General features: G+C 71.4%; 20 protein-coding genes and 2 tRNA genes. 3 read left to right on the top strand and 19 right to left on the bottom strand.

What is annotated here, in order from left to right; translation table 11 throughout:
• Positions 1–440: 440 nt before the first annotated feature.
• A complete protein-coding gene (locus ACFYPM_RS24570) occupies positions 441–1,388 on the bottom strand; it encodes a helix-turn-helix transcriptional regulator (protein ID WP_387201190.1) in 948 nt (315 codons plus the stop codon).
• A gap of 101 nt (positions 1,389–1,489) precedes the next feature.
• On the opposite strand from ACFYPM_RS24570, the gene ACFYPM_RS24575 reads away from it, so the two are divergent.
• On the top strand, positions 1,490–2,263 hold the full coding sequence (locus tag ACFYPM_RS24575) for an SDR family NAD(P)-dependent oxidoreductase (RefSeq protein ID WP_387201193.1): 774 nt from the start codon (positions 1,490–1,492) through the stop codon (positions 2,261–2,263).
• 378 nt (positions 2,264–2,641) lie between these two features.
• Positions 2,642–3,148, top strand: coding sequence for an Imm10 family immunity protein (locus ACFYPM_RS24580; protein ID WP_387201196.1), 507 nt, complete (start codon positions 2,642–2,644; stop codon positions 3,146–3,148).
• A gap of 290 nt (positions 3,149–3,438) precedes the next feature.
• Here ACFYPM_RS24580 and ACFYPM_RS24585 read toward each other — a convergent pair.
• The 4 genes from ACFYPM_RS24585 to ACFYPM_RS24600 all read right to left on the bottom strand — a co-directional run bounded on the left by ACFYPM_RS24585 (position 3,439) and on the right by ACFYPM_RS24600 (position 7,356).
• Positions 3,439–3,515: transfer RNA gene (locus ACFYPM_RS24585), tRNA-Ile, on the bottom strand.
• Between the two features lie 122 nt (positions 3,516–3,637).
• Positions 3,638–4,876 (bottom strand): NAD(P)/FAD-dependent oxidoreductase, encoded by a 1,239-nt coding sequence (locus ACFYPM_RS24590; RefSeq protein ID WP_387201199.1) that lies wholly within the window; start codon positions 4,874–4,876, stop codon positions 3,638–3,640.
• The gene (locus ACFYPM_RS24595) at positions 4,866–6,983 is read right to left on the bottom strand and encodes an MMPL family transporter (RefSeq protein WP_387201202.1); all 2,118 of its coding nucleotides are present in this window, start codon (positions 6,981–6,983) and stop codon (positions 4,866–4,868) included. Before ACFYPM_RS24595 ends, ACFYPM_RS24590 begins: the two co-directional genes overlap by 11 nt.
• A gap of 300 nt (positions 6,984–7,283) precedes the next feature.
• A tRNA-Asn gene (locus ACFYPM_RS24600) sits at positions 7,284–7,356 on the bottom strand.
• A gap of 294 nt (positions 7,357–7,650) precedes the next feature.
• Here ACFYPM_RS24600 and ACFYPM_RS24605 point away from each other — a divergent pair.
• Positions 7,651–8,058: a hypothetical protein gene (locus ACFYPM_RS24605; RefSeq protein ID WP_357244700.1), complete on the top strand. Its 408-nt coding sequence runs from the start codon at positions 7,651–7,653 to the stop codon at positions 8,056–8,058.
• Between the two features lie 64 nt (positions 8,059–8,122).
• On the opposite strand, the gene ACFYPM_RS24610 is transcribed toward ACFYPM_RS24605, so the two are convergent.
• The 14 genes from ACFYPM_RS24610 to ACFYPM_RS24675 form a co-directional block, all read right to left on the bottom strand.
• Positions 8,123–9,130, bottom strand: a complete 1,008-nt coding sequence (locus ACFYPM_RS24610) for a sugar phosphate isomerase/epimerase family protein (RefSeq protein ID WP_387201206.1) — start codon at positions 9,128–9,130, stop codon at positions 8,123–8,125.
• 210 nt (positions 9,131–9,340) lie between these two features.
• Entirely contained in the window at positions 9,341–9,844 is a 504-nt protein-coding gene (locus ACFYPM_RS24615; RefSeq protein ID WP_387201208.1) for a sensor histidine kinase, read from the bottom strand.
• A 342-nt stretch (positions 9,845–10,186) separates the two neighbouring features.
• Entirely contained in the window at positions 10,187–12,295 is a 2,109-nt protein-coding gene (locus tag ACFYPM_RS24620; RefSeq protein WP_387201211.1) for a ThuA domain-containing protein, read from the bottom strand.
• 75 nt (positions 12,296–12,370) lie between these two features.
• A complete protein-coding gene (locus ACFYPM_RS24625; RefSeq protein ID WP_387201214.1) occupies positions 12,371–15,226 on the bottom strand; it encodes an RICIN domain-containing protein in 2,856 nt (951 codons plus the stop codon).
• A gap of 216 nt (positions 15,227–15,442) precedes the next feature.
• A complete protein-coding gene (locus tag ACFYPM_RS24630) occupies positions 15,443–16,510 on the bottom strand; it encodes a polyprenyl synthetase family protein (protein WP_387201217.1) in 1,068 nt (355 codons plus the stop codon).
• A complete protein-coding gene (locus ACFYPM_RS24635; protein WP_387201220.1) occupies positions 16,507–17,913 on the bottom strand; it encodes an alkaline phosphatase family protein in 1,407 nt (468 codons plus the stop codon). The genes ACFYPM_RS24630 and ACFYPM_RS24635 overlap by 4 nt, the downstream gene beginning before the upstream one ends.
• A complete protein-coding gene (gene eboE, locus ACFYPM_RS24640) occupies positions 17,910–19,109 on the bottom strand; it encodes a metabolite traffic protein EboE (RefSeq protein ID WP_387201223.1) in 1,200 nt (399 codons plus the stop codon). Before eboE ends, ACFYPM_RS24635 begins: the two co-directional genes overlap by 4 nt.
• The gene (locus ACFYPM_RS24645; RefSeq protein WP_387201226.1) at positions 19,109–19,966 is read right to left on the bottom strand and encodes a TatD family hydrolase; all 858 of its coding nucleotides are present in this window, start codon (positions 19,964–19,966) and stop codon (positions 19,109–19,111) included. The genes eboE and ACFYPM_RS24645 overlap by 1 nt, the downstream gene beginning before the upstream one ends.
• 1 nt (position 19,967) lies before the next feature.
• On the bottom strand, positions 19,968–20,576 hold the full coding sequence (locus ACFYPM_RS24650; protein WP_387201228.1) for an EboA domain-containing protein: 609 nt from the start codon (positions 20,574–20,576) through the stop codon (positions 19,968–19,970).
• Positions 20,577–20,640: 64 nt separating this feature from the next.
• Positions 20,641–21,618, bottom strand: coding sequence for a sugar phosphate isomerase/epimerase family protein (locus ACFYPM_RS24655; protein ID WP_387201231.1), 978 nt, complete (start codon positions 21,616–21,618; stop codon positions 20,641–20,643).
• Positions 21,615–22,568, bottom strand: a complete 954-nt coding sequence (locus tag ACFYPM_RS24660; protein ID WP_387201234.1) for an SCO3242 family prenyltransferase — start codon at positions 22,566–22,568, stop codon at positions 21,615–21,617. The genes ACFYPM_RS24655 and ACFYPM_RS24660 overlap by 4 nt, the downstream gene beginning before the upstream one ends.
• Positions 22,552–23,718, bottom strand: a complete 1,167-nt coding sequence (locus ACFYPM_RS24665; protein ID WP_387201237.1) for an inositol-3-phosphate synthase — start codon at positions 23,716–23,718, stop codon at positions 22,552–22,554. Before ACFYPM_RS24665 ends, ACFYPM_RS24660 begins: the two co-directional genes overlap by 17 nt.
• 623 nt (positions 23,719–24,341) lie before the next feature.
• Positions 24,342–25,517, bottom strand: a complete 1,176-nt coding sequence (locus ACFYPM_RS24670; protein WP_387201323.1) for a Gfo/Idh/MocA family protein — start codon at positions 25,515–25,517, stop codon at positions 24,342–24,344.
• 53 nt (positions 25,518–25,570) lie between these two features.
• A complete protein-coding gene (locus ACFYPM_RS24675; RefSeq protein ID WP_387201240.1) occupies positions 25,571–26,623 on the bottom strand; it encodes a substrate-binding domain-containing protein in 1,053 nt (350 codons plus the stop codon).
• Positions 26,624–26,673 lie beyond the last annotated feature (50 nt).

A 26,673-nucleotide genomic window follows, 5' to 3' on the forward strand; every position in this document is an offset into this window, starting at 1 on the left:
CGACCAGGCCCCTCGGGTAGAGGCAGATCCATGGACCCCCGAACCTTGTTCCAAATGGTGTTGGGCGTCGGCGGTCTGGTTCTTGCCGGCTACGGTGTTCGTCTCCTGTTGACTGGCCGCATGTCGCCTTTTGCCGGGAGACGGTGGAGGCGGTCGGTCGATGCGGGGATCTGGTTTCTCTACGCTGGGCTCTCCTTCCTGTTACTCGCAGTGGGGTACCTCGGCCAGCTCATCGGCGCGTTCGGATCCGCAACAACGTGGACGCTTGGGGGCCTGGCGCTCGTGCTCCTCGCGCTCGGCCTCATCAGGCATCGGCCACGTGACAGCAGACGCGGCGGATCTTCGGACCCGACGTAGCCACACTGGTGGGCCGGCGGTACCACCATGCGAACCACACGCCACGATTCGCGGGTAACCCGTTACTGCTGCCTGTGCCCGGCTCACGAGCCTCGGACGAGGCCCGATGAGCCCGACCCGGCTCGCCCGGGTAGCGCAGCATGCCCTGGCTGGGTGGTCGTTCGGGTCGTTGGTCCACCCGCTCTGCTCGGCTCCTGCGGCTCGGTTGTCCAACTGGCGAGCATGGGCAGAACCTGTGCCGTGTGTGAGTCGGGTTCGACGGTGTAGACGACCAGGCGTTGATCGGGGTCATGCGGCCCGACGAGGGACTCGATGCCGAAGGTGAGCGGTCCGGCCGTCGGGTGGGCCAGGTGCTTGGTCACCGAGGTGCGGAAGGTGACCCGCTGGTCGTCCCACCACTGCGCGACGTCGGGATCGCCGCTGCGCACCTCCTGCACCAGCTCGACGAGTCGCCGATCGTCGGGGTGGCGTCCCACCTCGTAGCGCAGCGCCCCGACCGCGGCGGCAGCGAAGTCCGCCCAGTTCACGATCCGCACCCGCGCGTCGGGATCCAGGAACAGCCACCGCGCGAACGACGACCCCGGCTCGAGAGCAGGCCCCAGCACCGCGGCCAACAGCCCGTTTCGCGCCAGCACCTGCGTACGGCGCCCCAGCAGCAGCACCGGGACGTGGCTCAGCACCTCCATCAGGCGCAGCATCCCCGGGTCGGGCCGCTGTGCGACCTCCGGCCGCGCCCATCGCCGGCGCGAAGTCGGGGCGGCCAGGTCCCACAGGTGGGCGCGTTCGATCTCGTCCAATTGCAGCGCCCGCGACAACGCCTGCACCACCTCATCGGTGACGGTGTGCTGGCGTCCCTGCTCCAGGCGGCTGTAGTGGTCCGGGCTCAACCCGGCGAGCACGGCGAGTTCCTCCTTGCGCAGACCCGGCACCCGGCGCGGGCCCGGGAAGGCCTCGATCCCGGCCTGGGCAGGGGTCAGACGGTCACGCCGAGACCGCAGGAACGCCCCGAGGGCAGCACGGTCAGCAGGCATACACCCACTGTAGGAGCAGACCTCGACGCGAACCTGGTCATGGCGTGACCAGGCACCACGCGTCCTGGTGCGTGCCGCGTGTCCGCGCTGAGGTGGGGACCATGACCTCTACCGAGACTTCCGCCGAGCAGACCCGCACCGTCCTGATCACCGGCTCCACCAGCGGCATCGGTGCCGCCACCGCCCGGACCCTGGCTACGCAGGGATGGCACGTCGTCGTCACCGGCCGCGATCAGACCCGCGGCGCCGCCGTCGTCGCCGACATCGAGGGCGGCGGCGGACATGCCGTGTTCGTGCCCTCTGACCTGGCCAGCCCACCCGAGGCGCTGCGGGACTTCGCCCGCGCCGCCACCGAGGCCGCCGGTGGTCGACTGAACGCGGTGGTCCACAACGCCGCCCTGTGCCCGGCCGTCGACACGGTGAGCCTCACCGACACCGACCTGGAGGCCACGCTCGCGGTCAACGTCCGCGCCCCGCACGTCCTGACCGCCGCGCTGGCCCCGGCAATGGCTGAGCGCGGCCACGGCGCGATCGTCGTCATCGGCTCGTGGATGGCCCACGTCGGGCACCCCTTCGTCGGGCTTTACTCCGCGACCAAGGCCGCCGAGATCCAACTCGCCCGCAGCTGGGCCGCAGAGTTCGGCCCCCGCGGCGTGCGGGTCAACACCGTTTCCCCCGGGGCAACGCGCACCCCGATCAACGCATCCGACGGCGACGTCATCGCTCGGATGACCGCCGGCACCCCCGCCGGACGCCCGGGAACCCCCGACGACACCGCCAACGCGGTGGCCTGGCTACTCTCGGACCACGCCAGCTACATCCACGGCGCGGAGATCGCCGTCGACGGAGGCATCACGGCAACCCGCTCCAGCTGAGAGATCAACCGCGCCGGCCCACAGACGACAACGCTGATGACCACGCGGGAACCGACCGCTTCCACCGAAAAGGTGGCACGCGGAGGTAACGGAAGCGGTTCGGGTACCGCCCACATCGTTTCGCGTCTTCCCAGCTCAGGCGCCGTGAGTGGCCGGAGGCACCACCAGGCGGACCGCACCGCTTCTCGCACCGCTCGGCCGCCGTCAGTCGAGCTCAGGCGGACTAGATGCGGACTGCGGGACGGGCGGCATGGAGCGTCAGTGTGGAAAAGCGGGCTCAACCGGTCGTGATGCCCGAAACGCCGGCTCATGGTTGCCGGCACGACTACGCCTCGTGTCCACCCGCGACCGCTCGGCGCGATGGCTACTGGCCCGTGGATGGCCCGGCAGCGCCTCTTCCGTAGGCTCGGCGAAGCTTGCACACGCAGCGATGTATGGCCCGGAGGACCACACCTGCACGAACGGACACTGATCGTCGCGCATGCCGCAGGCTTCGAGCATGACGAAGACGACGAGGTCGTGGAGGCCGGCTTTGCCGAGGGCGCGGACGGATCGGGGTTCGCGCTGATGTTCCAGCGCACCGACTACGAACCCGATGAGCAGGACATCAGCCTCGACATGGATACCTACTGCCTCACCACCGGCGACGGCCGCACGCACTACGGCGGTCTGCTCGGGGCAGAGCTGGACGGTGGCCAACTCACCCTGCGCCTCGCGCCGGGCGCCGCCGAAGCCATCGGACTCAGCGAGGTCACCACCGTCCGGCTCCACGTCGACGCCGCCTCACTCGCTGCCTTGAGAAACGGTCTGCCGCAGGTCGTGAACTGGGGCCGCTGCGAGGAAATTCCTACGCTGCAGGGCTTTGAGTTTCCTGCCGCCGGCTGACGCACCGAGGCTGAGGCGGATCTCTGCGGAGGGCCGAAGTTCGGGGCAGAGACCCGAGGTCTTCAAGGGCTTCGTCGTCCCAAGCGTGGCCGGCTTGCGGGCCGCCCTGATCTGAACGGATGCTGCGTGGTGGTTCCTCGACACCGTCGAAGGGCAGCTCGTACGGGGGTGGGACTCAGGTGCCGATCTAACCGCCGAATTGGACACCGAGGGTGGCCAGGACAGGTACGAGGCTGCGTCTCGGTCATGCGAACCACGGAAGCGCAGGCTAAGAGCGAGATCAAGTCATGTGGTGGGGCGGGCGGGGCTCGAACCCGCGACCGAGGGATTATGAGTCCCCTGCTCTAACCGGCTGAGCTACCGCCCCGAAACACCGCGCCGGATCTTATCCCGCTCGGCGATCAGCAGCCAGCACCGCGCCGGCCGGTGCCCACGTCTGCGCCAGCACGATGGGCTACAGGAATATAACAGCGTGCTCGGGTACGCCGGTCAGCCGGCGCGCAGCTCGTCCAACACCGCGCCGGCCGCGCGCCACCCACTGGCGAGAGCGCCCTGGATCGATGGGCTGTCCCGGTGGTCACCGGCCACGAACAGGCCCTCCCCCAACGACACCGGCTTGCGCAGCCGTCCCTGCGGTGGCGGTGCGGCGGGCAACGCCTGTGGGACGGCCACGGTGGTGAGGTGCGTCCAGTCGGCGGTGGATCGGCCGTACAGCCGGGTCAACTCGGCCCGGATGGTCGGCTCGGGTGGCGCGGTCGGGCCGACCACCGAGGTGGCCACGAGGTGCCGCCCGGCGGGCGCGTACGTCGTCGCGGCGTTGCTGAGCACCACCGTGTTCGCCACGATCTCCCGCCGGTCGCCGTCCACGAGCAGGATCGCTTCGGTAAGCGGCGGTTCCGGTGCGCTGTGGTAGTAGGTGGTGTAGCTGTGCATGCGTACCGTCGCCAGAGCCGGCAGCAGCGCGGGCGCGGCGGGCGGGTCGACGGCGACCACGACGGCCCGGCAGTGGATGTCGCCGGCCTGGGTGCGGACCCGGCCGGGGGCGACCTGCGCGACCGGGGTGTCCAGGTCGAGCAGGTCGGCGGGGAGCGGATCGGCGATGGCCCGGGGCAGCGCGGCCATGCCCTCGGCGGGCAGGCCGATCCGGCCGCGGGCGAAGGAGCGCAACACCACCGCGAGGACGTGGCTGGAGGTGGCCAGCTCCCGGTCGATGAACACACCGGACAGGAATGGCCGCAGCAGCTCCTCGATGATCGCGTCGGAGAGGCCCGCCCGACGCAGCGCCGTCTCGGCGCTGGTCTCCGGCGCGGTGAGCAGCCGGGACACCGGCAGAGTGGCGCAGCCGGTCGCGAGCGCGGCGAAGCGCAGCCGGTCGAGCAGGGTGCCGATGCCGGCGAGCGCGGTGCCGGGGGCGCCGGTCGGCTCCCGCAACGGGTTGACCAGCCGCAGCAGGTCGTCGCCCTTGCGCACCAGCACGCCGGAGGTGAAGTACCCGAGGTGCAGCCGGTCGGTGTCGAGCAGCGTGCCGAGCTGCGGGTAGGCGGTGTTGAGCACCTGGAAGCCACGGTCGATGAGGTAGCCGTCGACGACGTCGGTGGCGACCCGGCCGCCGAGTCGGCCGCTGGCCTCCAGCAGCCGCCAGGGCACGCCGGCGCGGTGCAGCCGGCGGGCGGCGGCGAGGCCGGCCAGGCCACCGCCGACGATGACCACGTCCGTCTCAGCCAGCATCGCGCGCCTCCCGCTCACCGTTCGTCCGGGACAACCGGCCCGGCCACCAGATCTTCGGCCCGATGTCGTACGCGAGAGCGGGCACCAGCAGCGACCGGACGATGATTGTGTCGATCAGTACCCCGATCGCGACCGCCGTACCCAACTCGACGAGGATCACCAGCGGCAGTACGGCGAGGGCGGAGAAGGTCGCGGCGAGCACGATGCCGGCGGAGGTGATCACGCCGCCGGTGACGGCGAGGCCGGCCAGCACCCCGGCGCGGGTGCCGCGCCTGAGCGACTCCTCCCGGACCCGGCTCATCAGGAAGATGTTGTAGTCGATGCCGAGGGCGACCAGGAAGACGAACGCGAACAGCGGGAACGACGAGTCCACCCCGGGAAAGTCGAACACGTGCCGGAACAGCAGCGCGCAGAGGCCGAGGGTGGCCGCGAAGCTGAGCAGCACGGTGCCGATCAGCAGCAGCGGGGCGAGCAGCGCCCGCAGCAGCAGGGCCAGGATGACCGCGATGACCACCAGCACCACCGGGATGATGACGTTCTGGTCGCGCTTCGCGGCGTCGGAGGTGTCCACGTTGATCGCCGTGAAGCCGCCGACCACCGCGTCCGCGCCGGGCACCCGGTGTACGGCCACCCGCAGCTCCCGGATGGTCCGCTCGGCCCCGTCGCTGTCGGGAGGGTCGGCCAGGGTGGCCTCCAGTTGCACCCGTCCGTCGACGACCTTGGGTGTGGCGCTCGGGTCGGGTGGCCCGATCTGCGCGCCGGCGGTGAGTGGACGGACGTCGGCGATGCCGGGCACGTCCTTCGCCACCTGGGCGACCTGCTGGGCGGTCCGCTCGGTGGTGAAGATGGTGGCCGGGCTGCCCGTGCCGGCCGGGAAGTGTCGGGCGATCACCTCCTGGCCGTCCACCGAGTCGGTGCGCTGGGTGAACAGGTCGGACTGCCCGAGCGTGGTGGCGCCGAGCTGGGTGAGACCCAGCGTGAGGACGGCCAGCACGACGGCGGTGCTCAGCCAGATCGGTCGGGCGTGCCGGGCCACGAAACCGGCGATGCGGCTCCAGAGGCCGTGCTCGGCGCGTGGGTCGGCCTGGTCCTCCCGGGGTCGTCGCGGCCAGAACGCCCACCGGCCGCCGAGCACCAGCAGCGCGGGCAGGAAGGTGAGCATCACCAGCAGGGTGGCGGCGATGCCGATGGCGGCGACCGGGCCGAGCGCCCGGTTGGAGTTGAGGCTCGACAGCAGCAGGCAGAGCAGGCTGACGATGACGGTGCCGCCGGAGGCGATGATGGCGGGCGCGGCACCCTTCCACGCGGTCCGCATGGCGTCCCACGGTCGGGCGTGGCGGTGCAACTCCTCTCGGTAGCGGGCGATCAGCAGCAGCGCGTAGTCGGTGCCGGCACCGAAGACCAGCACGGTGAGGATGCCCTGCGCCTGCCCGTTGAGCTTCACCACGTCGGCGTCGGCGAGCAGGTAGACGAAGACCGAGGCCAGGGCGTACGACATGCCGGCGGCGAGCAGCGGAAAGACCCAGAGCACCGGGCTGCGGTAGACCACCAACAGGATGATCAGCACCACCACCAGGGTGACCAGCAGCAGTGGCCCGTCGATGGCGGAGAAGACCTTGATCAGGTCGGCGAGGAGGCCGGCGGGTCCGGAGACGTCCACGGTGAGCCCGTCCCGGTCCCCGCCGGTGATGTCGCGGAGCTGGTCGACGACCGAGCCGATCTCCTCCCCCTCGGCGTCGTCCACCGGCACGACGACCTGGAGGGCCTGGCCGTCCTCGCTCGGTGTGGGTGGGGGCAACGGGGTGAGCACGCCGGGCACCTGGGCGAACCGGGCGGCGTCCGCGCTGACCCGCTGCCGGTCGGCGTCGGTGATCCCGGTCGGCCGTTCGTAGACGACAAGCGCCGGAATGGTCTGCCTGTCGACGAAGTCGCCGGTGAGGTCCTGGGCGCGGGTCGCCTCGGCGTCGGTGGGCAGGAAGGCGGCGTTGTCGTTGGTGGCGACCTCGCTGAGTCGCCCGGCGTACGGCCCGGCCACGCCGCCGATTACCAGCCAGGCCAGCACGACCGCCACCGCGATCAGCGTGGCCCTGCCGCCTCGTCCGGACATCGGCACTCCCCCCGGCTGGATCGACGCAGCGGTCGACATCGACCATCCTGCCGGCCCGGGTAGCCCTTAGCGGGCCAAACCTCTCATTCCGCCCGCGCCCCGCGCCCCGCGCCCCGCGCCCCGCGCCCCGCGCCCCGCGCCCCGCGCCCCGCGCCCCGCGCCCCGCGCCAAGATCGTCGCAACTTCGGGGATGTTGCTGCCTCGAATGCCGGCCCCTGCGCACAGGCGGGGAGGGTCGGGGGTGGGGTGGGGGTACGGGAACGCCCGCCGGCAGCAGGCCGACGGGCGTTTGTGGAGAGGCTCCCCCGATTGGACTCGAACCAATAACCTGCCGGTTAACAGCCGGCTGCTCTGCCAATTGAGCTACAGGGGATCGTGCATCGCGCGCCTCCGGATCACGCCGGCACCGTGCGACGGGAAAAGAATACAGGACATCCCCCGGTGGCGGTCCAGTGGGTTCCGCCGCACCTTCCGATGATCAAGGGGTGCAGGTCAGGCCTCGCAACGTATCGACAATTGGGGTAATTCGCCATCCCGGCACAAGCATGCTTGAGCGGAGAGCAGGATGGGTAGTTAGCTACGGACAGAGGACGCAGGCGCGAACAGGTCGCCTTCCGACGGGGCAACTCGCCGGGGCGACGGCGCGTCAGGTACGGAAGGAGCCGCCATGCGCGGAAAGATCATGTTTCTTGGCGGGCTGGCTGCGGGATTCGTCCTGGGCGCCCGTGCCGGCCGGGAAAAGTACGAGGAGCTCGTTGTTCGGGGCCGCAAGGTGCTCGACCACCCGACCGTCCAGGAGGCGGCCGGGGTCGCGCAGGCCCAGGCCAACAAGCTCTACAGCGAGGGCAAGGACAAGCTCGGCCAGACCAAACTGGGCGAGAAGCTGGGCACCGGTAACGGCAGCACCGGCACGCAGGAGCTGACCGCCGCCGACGACGCGTTCGCCGGCACGCCCGCCACCGTGGGCGCCAAGGCGGGCACCAGCACGGTCGGCACGACCTCCGGGTCGCCGTCGTCCACCAACAACCCCCGCACCAAGCCGTCCGGCTCGGGCACGAACGCCAGCACGCTCTGACCAATCGCACGTCGACGGGCCGGTCGCCGCAGGGCGACCGGCCCGTGGTCTGTCCGAGGTGCGGTCAGTCCTTGCTGCTGAACGCCGCGTCGAAGGCGGCGCTCGGTGCGTCGAAGGCCAGCCGACGGACGAACTGCAACGCCTCCGGGGCGCCGACCAGCCGGTCCATTCCGGCGTCTTCCCACTCGACCGAGATCGGGCCGGTGTAGCCGATCGCGTTCAACGCGCGGAAGCAGTCCTCCCAGGGCACGTCGCCGTGCCCGGTGGAGACGAAGTCCCACCCGCGGCGCAGGTCGGCCCAGGGCAGGTGCGAGGCGAGCCGGCCACGCCGGCCGTCGCCGGTGCGCACCTTCGCGTCCTTGCAGTCCACGTGGTAGATCCGGTCGGCGAAGTCGAAGATGAAGTTCACCGGGTCCAGCTCCTGCCAGACGAAGTGCGACGGATCCCAGTTCAGCCCGAACGCGGGCCGGTTGCCGATCGCCTCGAGCGTCCGCTTGGTCGTCCAGTAGTCGTACGCGATCTCGCTGGGGTGGACCTCGTGCGCGAACCGCACCCCGACCTCGTCGAACACGTCGAGGATCGGGTTCCACCGGTCAGCGAAGTCCTGGTAGCCGCGCTCGATCATCGACGGCGGCACCGGCGGGAACATCGCCAGGGTGTGCCAGATCGACGAGCCGGTGAAGCCGACGACGGTCTTCACTCCGAGCTTCGCCGCCGCCCGCGCGGTGTCCTTGATCTCCGCGGCGGCCCGCTGACGAACCCCCTCGGGCTCCCCGTCGCCCCAGATCCGGCCCGGCAGGATGTCCTGGTGCCGCTCGTCGATCGGGTGGTCACAGACCGCCTGACCAACGAGGTGGTTGGAGATCGTGAAGACCTCAAGGTTGTGCTTCGCGAGGGTCTCCCGCTTGCGCTCGACGTACGAGTCGTCGGCGAGCGCCTTGTCGACCTCGAAGTGGTCGCCCCAGCAGGCGATCTCCAGACCGTCGTAGCCCCACTCGGAGGCGAGCCGGCAGACCTCCTCGAAAGGTAGGTCGGCCCACTGGCCGGTGAAGAGCGTGATGGGTCGCGCCATTGTTCTTCTCCCCTGTTGTCATGGGGGATTCCAGGTGCGGACCGGGGCGAGGGTGACCGGACGTACGCGGCACCGAGTGGTCACCGGTGGGTGCGGACGCACCTGGGCCCGGCGGGTTGCGCCTCCCACCGGGTCACCGGCCACCAGCACGGTCGCCGCCCCCACCCTATTTCCGTGGCACCCGATTGCGAAAGCCCTGCGGGGCGATCATCATTCGGCCAGTTCCTCGGGCGCCGGCAGGGCGGCCCGCACGGTGAAGCCACCACCGGCGCGCGGGCCAGCGGACAACGTGCCGCCGAGGCGTTCCGCGCGCCTGCGTACCCCGAGCAGACCCCGCCCAGCGTCCTGGCTGTCACCGCTGAACGGCAGGGCGCCGGTGCCCTCGTCGCGGACCTCGATGGTGATGCCCGTGGCGTCGTAGCGCAGGCGGACCGCGACCGGCGCGCCGGGAGCGTGCCGGCCCGCGTTCGTCAACGATTCCTCGATGATCCGGTACGCCACCGCGTCGACCGGTCCCGGCAACGGCCGGGGTTGACCGGCCAGGCTCCACCGCACCGGCTGACCGGCGGCAAAGCCCTCCACCAGCGCGTCGAGGCGGTTCAGACTGCCCGTCGGATCGAACGGGTCGTCCAGCTCCTCCGGGCGCCGAAGCGCACCGCGCAGCCGATGCCCCTGCTCAAGCACCATTCCGCGCCACTGCGCGAACCGCCCCATGCAGGTCAAGGTACGGCAGTCGGCTGTGCGCCGGCCCCCCGCGTCGCCAGAACGCGCCCCACCCCACCCCACCCCACCCCACCCCGCGCCGCCCCACCCCGCCCCGCGCCGCCCCGCCCCACGCCGCCCCGCCCCGCGCCGCGCCGCGCCGATCTTGCACTTTGTGTCGCCGAAGAGTCGGCATTGTGGGCATATGTCCCGACAGAAAGTGCAAGATCGGCGCGGCGGGGGCGGGGTGGGGCGCGGGGGTGGGGTGGGGCGCGGGGGTGGGGTGGGGCGCGGGGGTGGGGTGGGGGGGTGGGGTCGACGCCTGTGGGCGTCGGCCCCACCCGTTCTAGCTGGTTAGGGCAGGGTCCACTTCTGGTTGGCCGCGCCGAGGCAGGTCCAGAGGTGTACGGCAGTGCTGTCCGCCGAGTTGTTTCCGGAGACGTCGAGGCACTTGCCCGACGACGGGTTGCGCAGGCTGCTGTCGGAGGACTGGGCCGCCCAGTTCTGCGCGGCGCTGCCGTTGCAGGTCCAGAGCTGGATCTTGGTGCCGTTGGCGGTGGCACCACCGTTGACGTCCAGGCACTTGCCGAGCGCCTTGATGGTCGAGCCGGACACGGTCCAGTTCTGCGCCGTGCCGCCGTTGCAGGTGTAGAGCTGGATCTGGGTGCCGTCGGCGGTACCGCCGCCGCGCACGTCCAGGCACTTGCCCGCCAGGCCCTTGATCGGGCCGACGCCGGGGGTGCCGCCGCCGCCCTTGACCAGGGTGAAGTCGTCCAGGTCGAAGAGCCCCGTGCCGCTACCGGTGAAGGTGAGGTAGAGGTTCTGGGTGCTGGACGGGACGTTGGAGAGCGCGGTGGTGACGTTGGCGTACGTGGACCAGCTGCCGGTGTTGGGCACCGCGACAGTGCCGAGCACCGGGCCGGTGGCCGAGCCGGTACGCACCTGGATGGCGCCACCCGCCCCGCCGGAGACGACCCGGGCCGTGAACGAGGTGACCCCGGTCAGGTTGACCCCGTTGTACGCGGCCCAGTCACCCGGCTCGATGTAGCCGAGGGTCTGCCCACCGTTGGCGCCCTCCTTGGTGAACGCGGAGACGCCGTTGGCCGAGCTGAACGCCTCGGCCTGGATCGTGCCGGTGGGCGTCGGGGTGGTGCCCAGCTCCTTGATCCGGATGTTGCGGAACGCGACGTCGTCACCGGTGCCGTGGTTCTGGATGCCGATGTGGCCGGCGAGTGAGCGGACCGGGTCGGTGTTGGTGAAGTCGTTGATCTTCACCCCGTTGAGCAGGACCTGCAGCCGCTCGCCCTCGACCAGCAGCTCGTAGGTGTTCCACTCCCCCGGCGCGTTCAGCGCCGCGTCGCGGGCCGCGGTGTCGGCGGCCTTGTAGGTGTAGATCGAGCCGGTGGTGCGGTCGACCGCATCGGTGGCGTCGATCTGGACCTCGTAGCCGTTGTTGATCGCCGAGTACGGGTCACTCGACGGCGGGAAGCCGAGGAAGATGCCGGAGTTGTCGTCCCCGGCCATCTTCCAGTCGAGCTTCAGCGAGTAGTTGGTGAACTGCTTGGCGTTGTACCAGAACAACCCCATGCCGCCCACCGAGGTCAGGGTGGCGTCGGAGTTGGTGAAGTTACCCGGGCCGGCCTGCGACCAGCCGGTCGTCGAGCCGTTGTAGAGCGGGGTGTAACCGGTCTCCGGCCGGCAGTCGGCCTTGCTCCGACCGGAGGCGTACCGGATGCCACCGAGCAGGTGGGTCCGGAACGCCGGCTCCGCGTACGACGCCTGGGTGTGCCCGGCCCCGGTGTAGAAGGACCGGCCGCCGTTGTAGCTCTTGCACCAGCTCAACGGGTGGTCGGCGCCCATGCCGCCGCCGGAGTACGACGACTCGTCGAGCGTGGCGAGCACGTGGGCGGTCGAGCGGGCATTGGTGCGGTAGTTGTACCACTCGTCGGTGCGGGTCCAGGTCTGCGGCAGGTGACCGGTCGCGGCGTGCCCCCGGTCCTCCACCTTGACGTTGGCCTGCTGGATGGCCGGGTGCGAGGCGAACCACGCGCCCACCAGGTTGCCGTAGAACGGCCAGTCGTACTCGGTGTCCGAGGCCGCGTGCACGCCCACGTAACCGCGACCGGAGGCGATGTACGACTCGAAGGCGGTCTGCTGGCTGGCGTTCAGCACGTCGCCTGTGGTGTTGAGGAAGACGACGGCCTCGTACTGGGCGAGGTTGGAGGTGGTGAACGTGTTCGCGTCCTCCGTGGCGGTGACCGTGAAGTTGTTCGCCGCGCCCAGGTCCCGGATGGTCTGGATGCCGACCGGGATCGCGTCGTGCCGGAAACCGGCGGTCTTGGAGAAGACCAGCACGTCGTACGGGGCGTCGGCGGCGCTGGCCGGGCTGGCCGGGGTGGTGCAGGCGATGACGGCGAGTGCGGCCAGGGCCGCACCGAGGACGGGTCGCAGGCGTCTGCGCATATCGCTCTCCTAACTGCGGTTAGGAAGGGCCCCTCGCCCAACCGTAGGCGGTGACGAGGGGCCCCACCACTCAGCTCAGGGCAGGATCCACTTTTGGTTGGCCGCGCCGAGGCAGGTCCACAGGTGGACCGCCGTGCTGTCGGCGGAGCTGTTGCCGGAGACGTCGAGGCACTTGCCCGACGCCGCGTTGCGTAGCGTGCCGTCGGCCTGGGCGGCCCAGTTCTGCGCGCCGGTCCCGTTGCAGGTGTAGAGCTGGATCTTGGTGCCGTCGGCGGTGCCGGCGCCGGCGACGTCCAGGCACTTACCCAACGACTTGATCGTGGAGTTCGGCGTGACCGCCCAGGTCTGCGCCGCACTGCCGTTGCAGGTGTAGATCTGGATCTGCGTGCCGTCAGCGGTGGCGCCACTGCGCACGTCCAGGCACTTGCCGCCGAGACCCTTGATCGGGCCAGCCCCGCCGGTGGGGGGCGTGCCGGTGACGAAGGTGAACGCGTCCAGGTCGTAGAGCGCCCCGGTGCCCGACCCGGCGAAGGTCAGGTAGAGCGTGGTCGTACCGGTCGGTGGGCTGGTGATCGTGCCGGTCACGGTGGCGAAGGTTTCCCAGCCGCCGGTCACCGGGACCGTGGCCGAGCCGAGCACCGTGCCGGTGGCCGAGCCGGCCCGGACCTGGAGGGTGCCACCGGCGCCCGCCGAGGAGACCCGGGCGTTGAACGAGGTCACGTTGCCCAGCCGGTACGGCTGGAACGCGATCCAGTCGCCGTTGTTGATGTCGCCGACGGTCTTGCCGCCCTCGGCCGTGGCCTTGCTGAACACGTTGATCCCGGACGAGGTGCCGAAGAACTCGGCCTGCCGGTGCCGCGGCGGCAGCGTGTGCTGGGTGTGGGTGGTCAGGCCACCGGCGTCGGTGTACTCGGCGTCGAAGATCGCGAAGATGTTCGCCGCGTCGTCGTGCTCACCGTCGACCGGGATGGTGATCGAGCCGGAGCACCCGGTCTTCGAGGTGATCTGGTGCCCGTGCTGGTCGTGCCCGAGCACGTAGGTCATCTTGACCTTCGTGCAGTCGATCGCGCCGTCCTCCGGGTCGGTGACCGTGATGCTGTACGGCACCGTGTCGCCGAAGCTGAACAGTTGGCCGTTGCCGGGGTTGTTGATGGTGACCGTGGGCGCGGTGTTGCCGACACTGATCCGCACGCTGCTGCTGCCGGTGGCGCCCTGCGGGTCCCGCACGGTCAGCGTGGCGGTGTAGGTGCCGTTCGTGGAGTACGTCTTCGTCGGGTTGGCGGCGGTCGAGCTGGTCCCGTCACCGAAGGCCCACGAGTACGTCAGCGCGCCGCCCTCGGGGTCGGACGAGCCCGCCGAGGAGAACGTCACCGCGAGCGGTGCCGCACCGGAGGTCCGGTTGGCGCTGGCCACCGCGGTCGGTGCCCGGTTGCCGCTGCCGACGTAGTCGAAGCGGTAGAGCGCCGAGTTGGCGTCGCCGTTGAAGTAGCCGGTGCCGTAGTCGAGCACGTAGTACGCGCCGTCCGGGCCGAAGGCCGAGTCCATCACCTGCTTGCCGACCCAGGGAAAGGTGTCGATGGTGCCCCGGGAGCCGTCGGAGTTGACGTGGATCGGCTTGATCCAGCCCCGGCCGAACTCGGTGGCGAAGAACTGCCCGTCGAACGACTGCGGGAACTTGGTGGTGGAGGTCGACGAGGCGTTGTACCGGTAGACCGGGCCACCCATCGGCGACTCGGAGCCGCCGCCGAACTCGGTCGGGGTGCCGGCGTCGCCCGCGTACCGGATCCAGGCGGGCTGGGCCGGCGGCAGGGTGGTCAGGCCGGTGTTGCGGAACGAGTTGTTCGTCGGCCCGCTGGCGCAGTTGTACTTCGCCCCGCTGGCGTTGCTGGCGAAGTCCCACTCGTTGTACGTCTCGGTGGAGGTGTTGGTGCCGGTGCAGTACGGCCAGCCGTAGTTGCCCGGCGCGGCGACCCGGTTGAACTCCACCTGGCCGGACGGCCCGCGGGTGGAGCTGGTGGTGCCGGCGTCCGGCCCGTAGTCACCGACGTAGACGACACCGGTGGCCTTGTCCACGCTGATCCGGAACGGGTTGCGGAACCCCATCGCGTAGATCTCCGGCCGGGTCCTGGCCGTGCCGGGCGCGAACAGGTTGCCCGAGGGGATCGAGTACGAGCCGTTGGCGTTCACCTTGATCCGCAGGATCTTGCCGCGCAGGTCGTTGGTGTTGCCGGCGCTGCGCTGTGCGTCGTACCCCGGGTTGCGGTTGGTGCGCTCGTCCAGCGGCGAGTAGCCGGCGGACTCGAACGGGTTGGTGTCGTCACCCGTGGACAGGAAGAGGTTGCCGGCGGCGTCGAAGTCGATGTCCCCACCGACGTGGCAGCACAGCCCACGGTCGGCCGGCACGTCGAGCACGTCGACCTTGCTCGACTGGTTGATCGTGAAGTCGGCGTTGAGGGTGAACCGGGAGAGGCGGTTCACTCCCTGCCAGGCGGAGAAGTCGGTGCCGGTGGCCGGCGCGTCGCCGCCGGGGGTGGAGAGCGGCGGCGCGTAGTAGAGGAAGATCTGCCGGTTGCTGGCGAAGTTTGGGTCGACCCCGACGCCCTGCAACCCCTCCTCGTCGTGGTTGTAGACCGACAGGGTGCCGACCACTGAGGTGGTGCCGCTCGCGTCGGTGCGGCGCAGGGTGCCGTTGCGGGCGGTGTGCAGGACCGAGCGGTCCGGCAGCACGGCCAGCGACATCGGCTCGCCCATGTCGGTGACGCCACGGGCGAGTTCGACCTGCTGGAAGTCGCTGGCGACGATCGTGTGCGCCTGTGCGGGGGCCGAGCCGGCGGCGAATGCGACAGTGCCGGCGGCGACCGCCAGCAGCAGCGCCGATCCGGCGGAGGACCATCGTCGAGATCGATGGCGTGGAGCGTCCTTGATGGACATGTGTGCTGCCCCTTCCTGACGAGTGACTGCCAGGCGGGCGCGCGCCGTCGCGCCGGATGCCGTAGCGGTGATGGTGGTCGATGGGTTACCGCGCCGCCGGTTCACCTCGACGAAACATTGTGGTGTTGGTCACGACACTAAATTGTGGGTGTCGATGTGTCCATACCTTCCGGTGGTTCTACGCCAACTTTCGTCGATCTGTTCGAAAGTCGGCGATCACGCGTGGCGGTCGATCGCCTGTCCGGCCAGCGCAATCAGCGCCGCGCGCGCCTCGTCCACCACCAGGGCGCTCTTCAGGGCACCGAGCGCGGCCTCGGTCCGGACCCGGATCATCTGCTCGATCCGTTCCAGGGCGCCGGTCGTCTCGATGATCCCGCGCAGTTCCGCAGCGCCCTCGGCGTCCAACGCCGGGTTGCCGAACAGCTCCCGGAGGCGGGCCATCTGTCCCCGGTCGGCCGCACTGCGGGCCAACGCCATCATCACCGTCGGCTTGCCCTCACGCAGGTCGTCCAGGATCGACTTGCCGGTGATCGCCGGGTCCCCGAAGACGCCCAGCACGTCGTCGCGGAGTTGGAAGGCGTCACCCAACGGGTCACCGAACTCACCCAGCGCGGCGATAAGCTCCGGCCCCGCGCCGGCCAGGGCCGCCCCGATCTGCAACGGCCGCGTCACCGTGTAGCGGGCCGCCTTCATCCGGATCACAGTGAGCGCGCTGGCCACCGAGCCGTCACCCACACCCGAGACCAGGTCCAGGTACTCCCCCGCGATCACCTCGGTGCGCATCAGCGCGAACACGCCGTACCCGCGGTGCACCTGTTCGGTGCTCAGCCCGCACTCGTGGAACATCTGATCCGACCAGGCCGCACAGAGGTCCCCGCAGAGCAGGGCGGTGTTGCGCCCGTACGCCTCGGGGTCACCGCGCCACGACGAGCGGGCGTGCAGGTCGGCGAAGAGCCGGTGCACCGACGGCTCGCCCCGGCGGCGGTCGCTGCCGTCCAGGATGTCGTCGTGGATCAGCGCGAACGCGTGGAACAACTCCAGCGCGGCGGCGGCCACCACGATCGGGGTGCCGTCGGGTGCCCCCGCCCCGCGCCAGCCCCAGTAGCAGAACAGCGGGCGGATCCGCTTCCCACCGGCCAGCACGAACCGTTGCAGGGCGGTGAACACCCCGCGGGGCGCGCCGTCGGGCCAGTCCGGACCCTGCCGTTCGAGGAACCCGGCCAGTTCGGCGTCGAAGCGTGCCCGCAGCCCGCTGGCGTCGGCGGGCGCAACGGTCACCGTCACGACCCCTCCCCCGGCCCGCCGTCACGCAGCCCGGCCAGTTCCAGCAGCAGCGCCTTGACCTCGGTCGCGGCGATCTTGTCCCGGGCCGCCGCCGGGTCGGAGCAGAGCAGGACCGGGGCGTCCGCCGGGTCGTCCGGCAGCCGCCCGTGTGAGCCCTTCACCGCCCGCGCACCGGCGTCCAGGCCGACCGCGCTCATCAGGTACCGCATGCCGAGCTTCTTGCGGGCCAGGGCCACCCCGGCGCGGGCCTTCGCGGCACCGGGGTTGGCCGGGTCGAAGAACAACTCGGCCGGGTCGTAACCCGGCTTGCGGTGAATCTCCACCAGGCGGGCGAAGTCCGGCGCCCGATCGTCGTCCAGCCAGTAGTAGTAGGTGAACCAGGAGTCCGGCTCGGCCACCAGCACCAGCTCACCGGCGCGCGGATGGTCCAGCCCGTGCGCGGCCTTGCCGTCGGCGTCGAGCACCTCGGCCACCCCGGGCAGGCCGGCGCAGAGCTTCGCCACCGCCGGCACGTCGGCCGGGTCCTTGACGTAGACGTGCGCGATCTGGTGGTCGGCGACCGCGAACGCCTTCGACGTCCACGGGTCGAGGTACTCCATGCCGGCCTGCGTGTGCACCCGCAGCAGCCCCTCGGAGCGCAGCAACCGGTTGACGTCCACCGGCCGGGACACGTCGGTGATGCCGTACTCGGACAGCACCACCACTGTGGCGTCCCGGGCGCGGGCGGCGTCCAGCAGCGGCCCGAGCACCGCGTCCAGCTCGGCCGCCGCGGCGGCGGCCTGGGCCGACGACGGTCCGAACCGTTGCAGGTCGTAGTCGAGGTGCGGGACGTAGACCAGGGTGAGGTCGGGCGACACGTCGGCGAGGATCTGCTCGGCCGCCTGGCAGATCCACCGCGACGACGGCAGTCCGGCGGTCGGCCCCCAGTAGGTGAACAGGGGGAACGTGCCCAGCCGCCCGGTGAGCGCGTCGTGCAGCTCCGGCGGGTCGGTGTAGCAGTCCGGCTCCTTGCGTCCGTCGGCGTAGTAGACCGGTCGGGGCGTCACCGTCCAGTTGACGTCCGCGCCCATGGCGTACCACCAGCAGACGTTGGCCACGGTGTAGCCCGGCTCAGCCTTGCGGGCCGCCTGCCAGAGCTTCTCCCCGCCGACAAGCGCGTTGTGCTGCCGCCACAGCAGCACCTCGCCCAGCTCCCGGAAATACCACCCGTTGCCGACGATCCCGTGCCCGCTGGGCGGCTCGCCGGTGAGGAAGGTGGACTGCACCGAGCAGGTCACGGCGGGCAGCACGGTGCCCAGCTCGGCCCGGAAGCCGCCGTCGGCGACCCCGCGCAGCCGGGGCATGTGCGCCAGTAACCGTGGGGTCAACCCCACCACGTCGAGGACCACCAGTCGGCGGCTCATCGCGTCACCCCCATGCTCACGGTTCGCTCTGCGGTCAGGCCGAGGCCGACCAACTCGTCTCGGGCGAAGGTCAGCTCCGCGGCGATGCCGGCGGCCAGCTCCGCGTCGGTGCCGGGCCGTCGTGCGGCCGGCAGCACCCCCCAGGTGTACGTCTCGACGTCGAGGTGGTCACAGCCGGCGGTCGGCGCGTCGAAGAGCGCTCTCAGAGCCGTGCGGAGCACCGGCAGGGTCGAGCCGAGCGGCTCCTCGGGTGGGGCGTGCAGGGGCACGTGGTAGTGCACCCGCCACGGGCCGGGCAGCTCCCGGTCGAGTGCCTCGTCCAGGTCGTCGGCCGCGTACGCCGGGTCGGCCGGGTCGGCCCCGCCCGCGCAGCCGGCGCCCCGGGTCTGGTGCAGGAACCGCGGCTCCACCCAGCGGCGCAGCGCGTCGGCCCCGCCGGCCGGGTCGGCCGCCTCGACGGCGGCGGAGACCTGCACCTTCACCACGGGCAGCCCCGCCGCCCGCAGACGCTCCAGGGCCTCGGCCGGTTCCTCCCACGCGCAGGCCAGGTGGGCCAGGTCGACGCAGACGCCCAACCGCTCGGTGTCCATCCCGGACAGCAGCTCGGCGGCCTGGCCCGTGCTCTCCACCACGCAGCCCGGCTCCGGCTCGAAGGCGACCCGCACCTCGCGGCCGGTGTCGCGCTGCACGGCGGCCAGGCCGGCCGCCAACTGGTCCAGCCGGCCGCGGGCCGCGTCGGCCCGAGCGGTGTCCCAGGGTTGACGCCAGGCCAGTGGCAGCGTGGAGATCGAGCCCCGGGCCGCGTCGTCGGGCAGCAGGTCGGCGAGCACCCGGGCCAGGTTCAGGGTGTACGTCAGTCGCTGCTCGGTGGTCCAGTCCGGGTGGTAGACGTCCTGCTTGACCACCGGGGCCTGGAAGGCCGCGTACGGGAAGCCGTTGAGGGTGACCACCTCCAGCCCGCGCGCGTCCAGCTCGGTGCGCAGCCGGCGGCGCAGCGTCGGGTCGGCGGCCAACTCGGCGGCGACCGGGGCGGCCAGCCACAGGCCGAGCCCGAGCAGGTCACTGCCGAGCGCCTCGCGCACCGGCACGGCGTAGGTGTCCAGTTGACCGAGGATGCCGGCGAGGTCCTCGGCGGGGTGCACATTCGTGCAGTAACTGAGGTGGACGGTGTCGCCACCAGCGTGTCGCAGCCGCATCAGCTGCCGCCGCGCAGGATCGAGTTGCCCGTCTGCGGATCCACCTTCTCGGCGACGTCCAGGTCGCTGAGGTCGAGCCGGCCGGACTGCCCGTAGAACTGCACCGGGTTGCGCCACAGCACCGCATCGACCTCGTCGTCGCTGAACCCGGCCAGCAGCATCGCCTCACCGGTGGCCCGGGTCAGCAGCGGGTCGGAGCGTCCCCAGTCGGCCGCCGAGTTGACCAGCATCCGGTCCGTGCCGTACTCGCGCAGCAGCTCGACCATCCGCTGCGGCGTCATCTTGGTGTCCGGGTAGATGGAGAAGCCCAACCAGCAGCCGCTGTCCCGGACCAGCTTGACGGTCACCTCGTTGAGGTGGTCGACCACCACCCGGCCGGGCTCGATTCCGGATTCGGCGACCACGGCGAGGGTCCGTTCGCATCCGCGCGCCTTGTCCCGGTGCGGGGTGTGCACGAGCGCCGGCAGGTCGTACGCCACCGCGAGGGCGAGCTGCGCGGCGAACGCCTCGTCCTCCTCCGGCGTCATCGAGTCGTACCCGATCTCGCCGACCGCCACCACCGCGTCCTTGTCCAGGTAGCGGGGCAGCAGGTCGAGCACGGGACGGCAGCGCGGGTCGTTGGCCTCCTTGGGGTTCAGGGCCACGGTGGCGAAGTGCCGCACCCCGAACTGCCCGGCCCGGAACGGCTCCCAGCCGATCAGCGAGTCGAAGTAGTCGGTGAACGAGGCGGCGCTGGTGCGTGGCTGACCCAGCCAGAACGACGGCTCGACCACGGCGCGTACGCCGGCGGCGGCCATCCGTTCGTAGTCGTCTGTGGTGCGCGAGGTCATGTGGATGTGCGGGTCGAAGATACGCATGTCACGCCTCTCGGGGCAGTGCGGCGGTGAGCCGGTCGAGCAGTTCGGTGGCGTCGGCGGGCAGGTCCCGGCCGGCGGCGTGCCGCTCGGCGGCGAGCGCCGCCAGCATCGCGGCCAACTCCCCGTCGGCTCGGGTCTCCAGGTCGGCGACCACCGCCAACGGCACACCGCTGAACACGCACTTGAGCACGGCCTGGCGCCAGGCGGCCGGGTCGAGGTGCCGGGCGTACGGGCCGAGGGCCGCACCGACCAGCCGGGTGTCGTTGGTGCGGATCGCGTCGTGCAGCAGCGGCACTCCGGCGGCGCCGATCGGCAGCAGCGGCAGGGCCCGCAGCACGGCTCGCCGTTCGGCGGCGTCACCGTGCTGGTAGAGGCTTTCGGCGTGTGCCGCGTGGTCGCCGGGCAGGCTGGTGAGCAGCAGCACGCGGGCCGCGTCGTCGGCGGTCCAGCCGGGGGCGTCGGGCAGCGCGGCCCGACCGCAGCGTCGTCCGGCGGCGGGGAAGAGCCGGGTGATCGCGGTGGGCTCGGTCGTGACCCGGCGCAGCGCCGTGTCCAGCCAATCGGGATCCGGTACGCCTCGCAGCGCGGCCCGTAGTGAATCCGGTGTCATCCCGTCTCCTCCCTCGTGCTGCTGTGCAGCTCCGCAGGTGCCCGACCGCGTCCTTTGCTCTGCTTCACTCCACGCGACGGTCGGTGCCCGGATCTGTCGCGTCCGTTGATGCAGAGCTGAGGGCCTTGGCAGGCACCTCCTGTCGCCGGCGGTCACCGCCTGTCGAGGTGGCCGCCGCGGCGCGCAGGAAATCGATGGACCGGGCGGCCACGTCCGGTGCGGCGTGCGAGTCGCGGGGCAACTCGACGGCGACCAGGCCGCGGTAGCCGGCCTCGGCCAGGGCCGTCAGCACCGGCGGAAAGTCGATCTCGCCGGTGCCGAACTCCAGGTGCTCGTGCACGCCCCGGCGCATGTCGTCGATCTGCACGTTGACCAGGTGCCCGGCCACCTCCGCGACGCACTGCGGCACCGGCCACGGCTCCAGGCAGCGACAGTGGCCGATGTCGAGGGTGATGCCGAACCGTGCCGGGTCGCCGAGGGCCGCGCGCAGCCGGCGCCAGTCGGCGATGTCCTGCACCAACATCCCCGGCTCGGGCTCGAAGCCGAGGGTGACGCCGGCGCTGTCGGCCGCGTCGACAACCGTGGCGCAGCCGGCGACCAACCGGTCCCAGGCGCACTGCGGCGACACCGTCTCGGGTCGGACACCGGCCCAGAACGAGACCGCCTCCGCGCCCAGGTCGGCGCCGATCCGGACGGCCCGGCGCAGGAACTCGATCCGCCGGGTCGGGTCGTCGTGCAGCAACGTCGGGGCGTGCTTGTGCCACGGGTCGAGCAGGTACCGGGCTCCGGTCTCGATCACCACCGCCAGACCCAGCTCCGCCAACCGCCGGCCGAGGACGGCCACCCGGCGTGCGAGCCCGGGCGCGAACGGGTCCAGGTGGTCGTGGTCGAGGGTGAGAGCCACCCCGTCGTACCCGAGGTCGGCGAGGACGGCGAGCGCGTCGTCGAGCCGGTGGTTGGCGAAGCCGTTCGTGCCGTACCCGAGGCGCAGCGTCGTGGCGTCGGCCGTCGGCGGTGCGGGTCGGGGGTGGGGAACGGTCATGTCGGGGAGACTTTCCGGGCCAGGCGTCGACCCAGCGGCGCGGCCGCCGCGACCGCCAACCCGAGCAGGCCGGCGCCGCCGCGCGCGGTGAGCGCTCCCTGCAGGGCGGGCAGTCCGGTGATCCCCGCGCCGACCGCGGCGCGAACCCGCCCGGCCGACGGGTCCCGGATCACCTCGGCCTGGGCCGCGCCGTAGCGGGCGGCATACCACCCGGCCAGCACGGCGGGCAGCACGGCCGCGACCCCGGCAGAACGGGTGCGACTCACGCGCGCGCCGACCTCGTCGGTGGCCCGACCCTGGGCGGTGGCACCGCTGTGGTCGGCGGCTCGGGCAGCCGCGCGCCGGGCCTGCGGGATGGCGGCGCTGGCGGCGACGAGCGCGGTGCCCGCGAGGGTGCGCATCGGCAGGGCCGCGTCGGCGCCACTGACCTCCCGGCGGGACAGCGCGGTGACCGTCCAGGTGTGCGCGGCGACGGTGACCGCCGCCGGCAACGCCCTGGTCACCCGGCCGCCGGACGCGCCGAGCAGCACGTCCAACCCCCGGCAGGCGGCCATCACGGCCGGCCCGGCGGCGGTGTTCTTGGCCAGCAGGTCGTACCCCCAGATGGTGGCGGCCAGCGGCACGGCGAGCGCGGCGGCGCGGCGACCGCCCACGGCGGCGGCCAGGCCCACGCCGGCGGCCGTGAGGCCCGCCGCGAGACCGACCGCGGCGGCCGGGGTGACCCGCCCGCTGGGGATCGGCCGCTCGGGCCGCTCCACGGCGTCCAGGCCCCGGTCGGCCCAGTCGTTGGCGGCCATGCCGGCCCAGTAGAGCAGCACCGAAGCGCCGGCCAGGGCGGGGGTACGCGAACCCAACGCACCGGCTGCCGCCGCTCCGGCGACCACGTCACCGGGCACGGAGAGCGCGGCCGGTGCCCGGACCAGCTCGGCGAGGTCAGCCAGCGTGGTCATCGGCACCGTCCGCGCCGGCGTGCAGAAGCCGCGTGAAGTCGGTCAGCCGGGCCCACTGCTCGCCCAGCGAGTGGCTGGGCGTGCCGAGCGGGTCCTTGAAGAAGAAGCCCAGCTCGGTCAGCGGACCCACGTGCCCGGCGGCGTGCGCGGCGGCGGTGAGTCGGGCCAGATCGAGCACCAGCGGCGCGGCCAACGCGGAGTCGCAGCCGTGCCAGGTGAACTCCATCCGCATGCCGGTGCCGAGGAAGCCGGCGAAGGTGATCAGATCCCAGGCGGTCTTGAAGTCGCCAAGCTCTTCGACGTACTCGATGCGGGTGCCGCCCTGCGGGACGTAGCCCAGCGTCTCGCCGAGCACCCGCTGCTTGCTCTGCACCTTCGCGGCGTTCGCGGCCGGGTCGGCGAGGGTGGCGCCGTCGCCACCGCCGAGCAGGTTGAACCCGGACCAGGAGCGCACGTCCAGGTTGCGCATCGCGAACATCGGCGCGAGTACCGACTTGACCAGGGTCTCCCCGGTCTTGCCGTCGTGTCCGGCGTACGGCAGGCGAGCCTCGTCGGCCAGGGCGGCGAGCGCGGGCAGCCGCAACCCGGTGGACGGGGTGAAGTCGACGTACGAGCAGCCGGCCAGCAGTGCCGCGTACGCGTAGAGGGAGCTGGGTGGCAGCACCTCGTCCGGGCCGGTGAGCGCGGCGCGCAGCGCGTCGGGGTCGGCGTGCCCGGGATGCGGTGGCGGGGCGGCTTCGGTGGCGCAGACGTTGACGACCACCACCCGGTCCAGCCCGTGCCGCTCGCGGAAGCTGGTGAGGTCGCGGACCACGGCATCGGCCCGGTCGGCCTGGGTGTCGCCGACCGGCGCGGGGCGCAGCTCCTGCTCGACCACGCCCAGCTCGTCGCGGAGCGCGGCGACCAACCGCCAGGGGATGACACCGGTGTCGGCAAGCGCCTCGGCGCGCTTGCACAACGGGGTGGTGGCCAGGTCGTGTCCGCCGAAGACCAGATCGGCGAAGGCCGGCAGGGCCGGGCCGCGCAGCTCGGGAAGCTCGGTGACACAGCCGGTGTGTCCGGCCAGACCTGCTCGCAGCGCGAGCCCTCCGACGATGCTGGTGGTCGCGACTGAACCACGCGCTCCTATCAGCCAGACACCTGTTCGCATGGTGCTCCTTCCCCGTTCTCGAGGAATCGTCGGTACCGCTAAATATAGGGATATCAGAATATTGTTCGGAAAGATATGGCCGTGGCTGGATGGGCCCCGCCCGCCCGCCCCGCACCGGGACGACACCGGTTTCCGACGTCGGCGTCGGCGGCGACGACGCCGGACCGGCTCCCGGTACGGGTGCGGGCAGACGGGGCTGGTAGGCAGGGTCGGGTCGGCGTCTCGACCCTGCCTCCCCCGCATCCGACCGACCGGGGCGTTGGCAAGCCCCGACCGGGCGTCTCAGGCCGCCGTGCCCACCTGGTGACCGACCGCAGCACGGCGCGCCGAAGACCGGCGAGCGGATGCGGTACGGGTGGGGGCAGCAGCGGGCGGTGCCGTCAGGTTCTGGATTTCCACCGGTGGTGGCGGTCCTCCGGTGCGGCCGGGGAATCCCGGTCCGGCCGCACCGAACGACCGTCCTGCGCGTGCGCCACCGGGCCGTACGGCCCGGCTGCACGCTCTCCGTTGCCAACCTCGTCCCGGCCGCGGGGCGCAATCCGCGGTCGGTCCCTCGCCGGTCGGCGTCGGAAAGCCGGTCGGGCGATGGCGGTGCGAACACCGCCATCGCGGATGGTCAACTGTCAGGCGGCGGCTGTGACCAGCGCCGTTTCCACCTCGGTCCAGGAGGAGCCGAGCTCCGCCGAGCGGGTCACCGCGTCCAGCACCAACTGGACCTGCAACGCGTCGGCGAAGGAGGGAGTCGGGTCGACGCCGGTGGCGACCGCCTCGATGAAGTCGCGCATCTCGTGGGTGAACGAGTGCTCGTAGCCGATGATGTGGCCCGGAGGCCACCACGCCGACATGTACGGGTGGTCGCCCTCGGTCACCAGGATGCGGGTGAAACCCTGTTCCACGCTGGGCCGGGTGGCGTCGTAGAACTCCAGCTCGTTGAGCCGCTCCAGATCGAAGATCACGCTGCCCAGCGAGCCGTTGATCTCGACGCGCAGCGCGTTCTTGCGACCGGTGGCGAACCGGCTCGCCTCGTACGTGGCCAGGGCGCCACCGTCGAGCCGGGCCACGAAGACCGCGGCGTCGTCGACGGTGACCGGCCCGGTGGGCGCCGAACCGCCGTCCACACTGGCCGCCAGCCCGCTCGACTCGGCCGGCAACGGCCGCTCCTTGACGAAGGTCTCGGTGACCGCGCTGACCCCACTGATCCGCTGACCGGTGACGAACTGGCTCAGATCGATGATGTGCGCACCGATGTCACCGAGCGCGCCGGAGCCCGCCCTGTCCTTCTGCAACCGCCAGACCAGCGGGAACTGCGGGTCCACGATCCAGTCCTGTAGGTACGTCGCACGGACGTGTCGAATCACCCCGAGCCGTCCGTCGGCGACCATCTGACGCATCATCGTGACCGCGGGGACCCGGCGGTAGTTGAACCCGCACATCGATCGCACTCCGGAGGCCCGGGCCGCGTCCGCCGCAGCGGTCATCGCCCGTGCCTCCGCCACCGTGTTGGCCAACGGCTTCTCGCACAGGACATGCTTGCCGGCGGCCAGTGCGGCGAGGGCGATCTCGGCGTGACTGTCACCCGGTGTGCAGATGTCGACGACGTCGATGTCGTCCCGGCTGATCAGGTCACGCCAGTCCGTGGTGGACGCCTCCCAGCCGAGACGATCGGCGGCTTCTGCCACCTTCGTTGTGTCTCGACCGCAGATCAGCGCCATCCGGGCCCGCGCCGGCAGGTCGAAGACGCGGTTCACGGTGCGCCACGCCTGTGAGTGCGCGGCGCCCATGAACGCGTAGCCGACCATGCCGACCCGCAGTTCTTTGTCTGTCGTGGACAAGGTGGGTCTCCCCCCGTATGTCAGAACCCGAGCTTGTCGTAGCTGCTCGCGTTCTCCTTGGTGATCGTCTCCGAGGCCAGCGTCACTTCCTTGGGCACCTGCAGCTCCGTCAGGTCGCCCAGGCCCCGACCCTGCGCGACGAGCCGCGCGAGCGAGATCGCCGAGGACGCCATCGACGGGTTGTAGGTGACCGTGGCCTTCAGCACCGTGTTGTCGGCCTTGATCGCCTCGATCGCGAGCTTGGAGCCCGCGCCGCCGACCATGAAGAACTCCGACCGGTTGGCCTGCTTGATGGCCGCGAGCACACCGATGCCCTGGTCGTCGTCGTGGTTCCAGATCGCGTCGATCTTCGGCAGCGCCTGGAGCAGCTGGGCCGCCTCGCGCTGACCGCTGTCCGAGGTGAACTCGGCCGAGCGGCGGTTCTTCACCGTGAAGCCGTAGGTCGCCAGGGCGGCCTTGAAGCCGTCGCTGCGCTCGACGGTCAGCGGGATCTCCAGGCCGGCGATCTCACCGATGACCGGGTTGGTGACGCCCTTGTCCTTCAGCATCTTGCCGATGTAGTGCCCGGCCGACACGCCCATGCCGTAGTTGTCGCCCTTGATCACCAGCCGGGAGGCCAGCGCGTCGGGGAACGCCCGGTCGAGGTTGACGATCGGGATGCCCGCCTGCATCGCCTGGAGGGCAACGGCGTTGACCTCCTTGCCGTCGTGCGGCAGCACGACGATGATGTCCGGCTTCTGGGCGATCAGCGTGCCGAGCGTGGAGCGCTGGGCCTCCGAGTTCGAGCCGCCGTCGACCTCCTTGAACTCCACGTCGGAGTACGCCGCGGCCTGCGCCTTGGCGTTGGCGTGGATCGCGCCCATCCAACCGTGGTCGGCGGCCGGGGCGGAGAAGCCGATGACGACCTTCTTGCCCGGGGCGTTGTTGCCTTCGGCGTTGCCGGCGGCCTTGGTCTGGGTGCTGGCCGCCGGGGTCTCGTTGCTGGTGCAGGCGGTCAACAGGGTGGCGGCGCCAACTGCGGCTCCACCGAAGAGCAACCGGCGGCGCGACACGTCGCGACTGTGCTGGGTCATGAACGACCTCCTGGGAACGGGGATTTGAGTGAGTAAGGGTGTGCGGGGCC

Source organism: Micromonospora sp. NPDC005203 (assembly GCF_042872705.1).
Taxonomy (GTDB): Bacteria; Actinomycetota; Actinomycetes; order Mycobacteriales; family Micromonosporaceae; genus Micromonospora.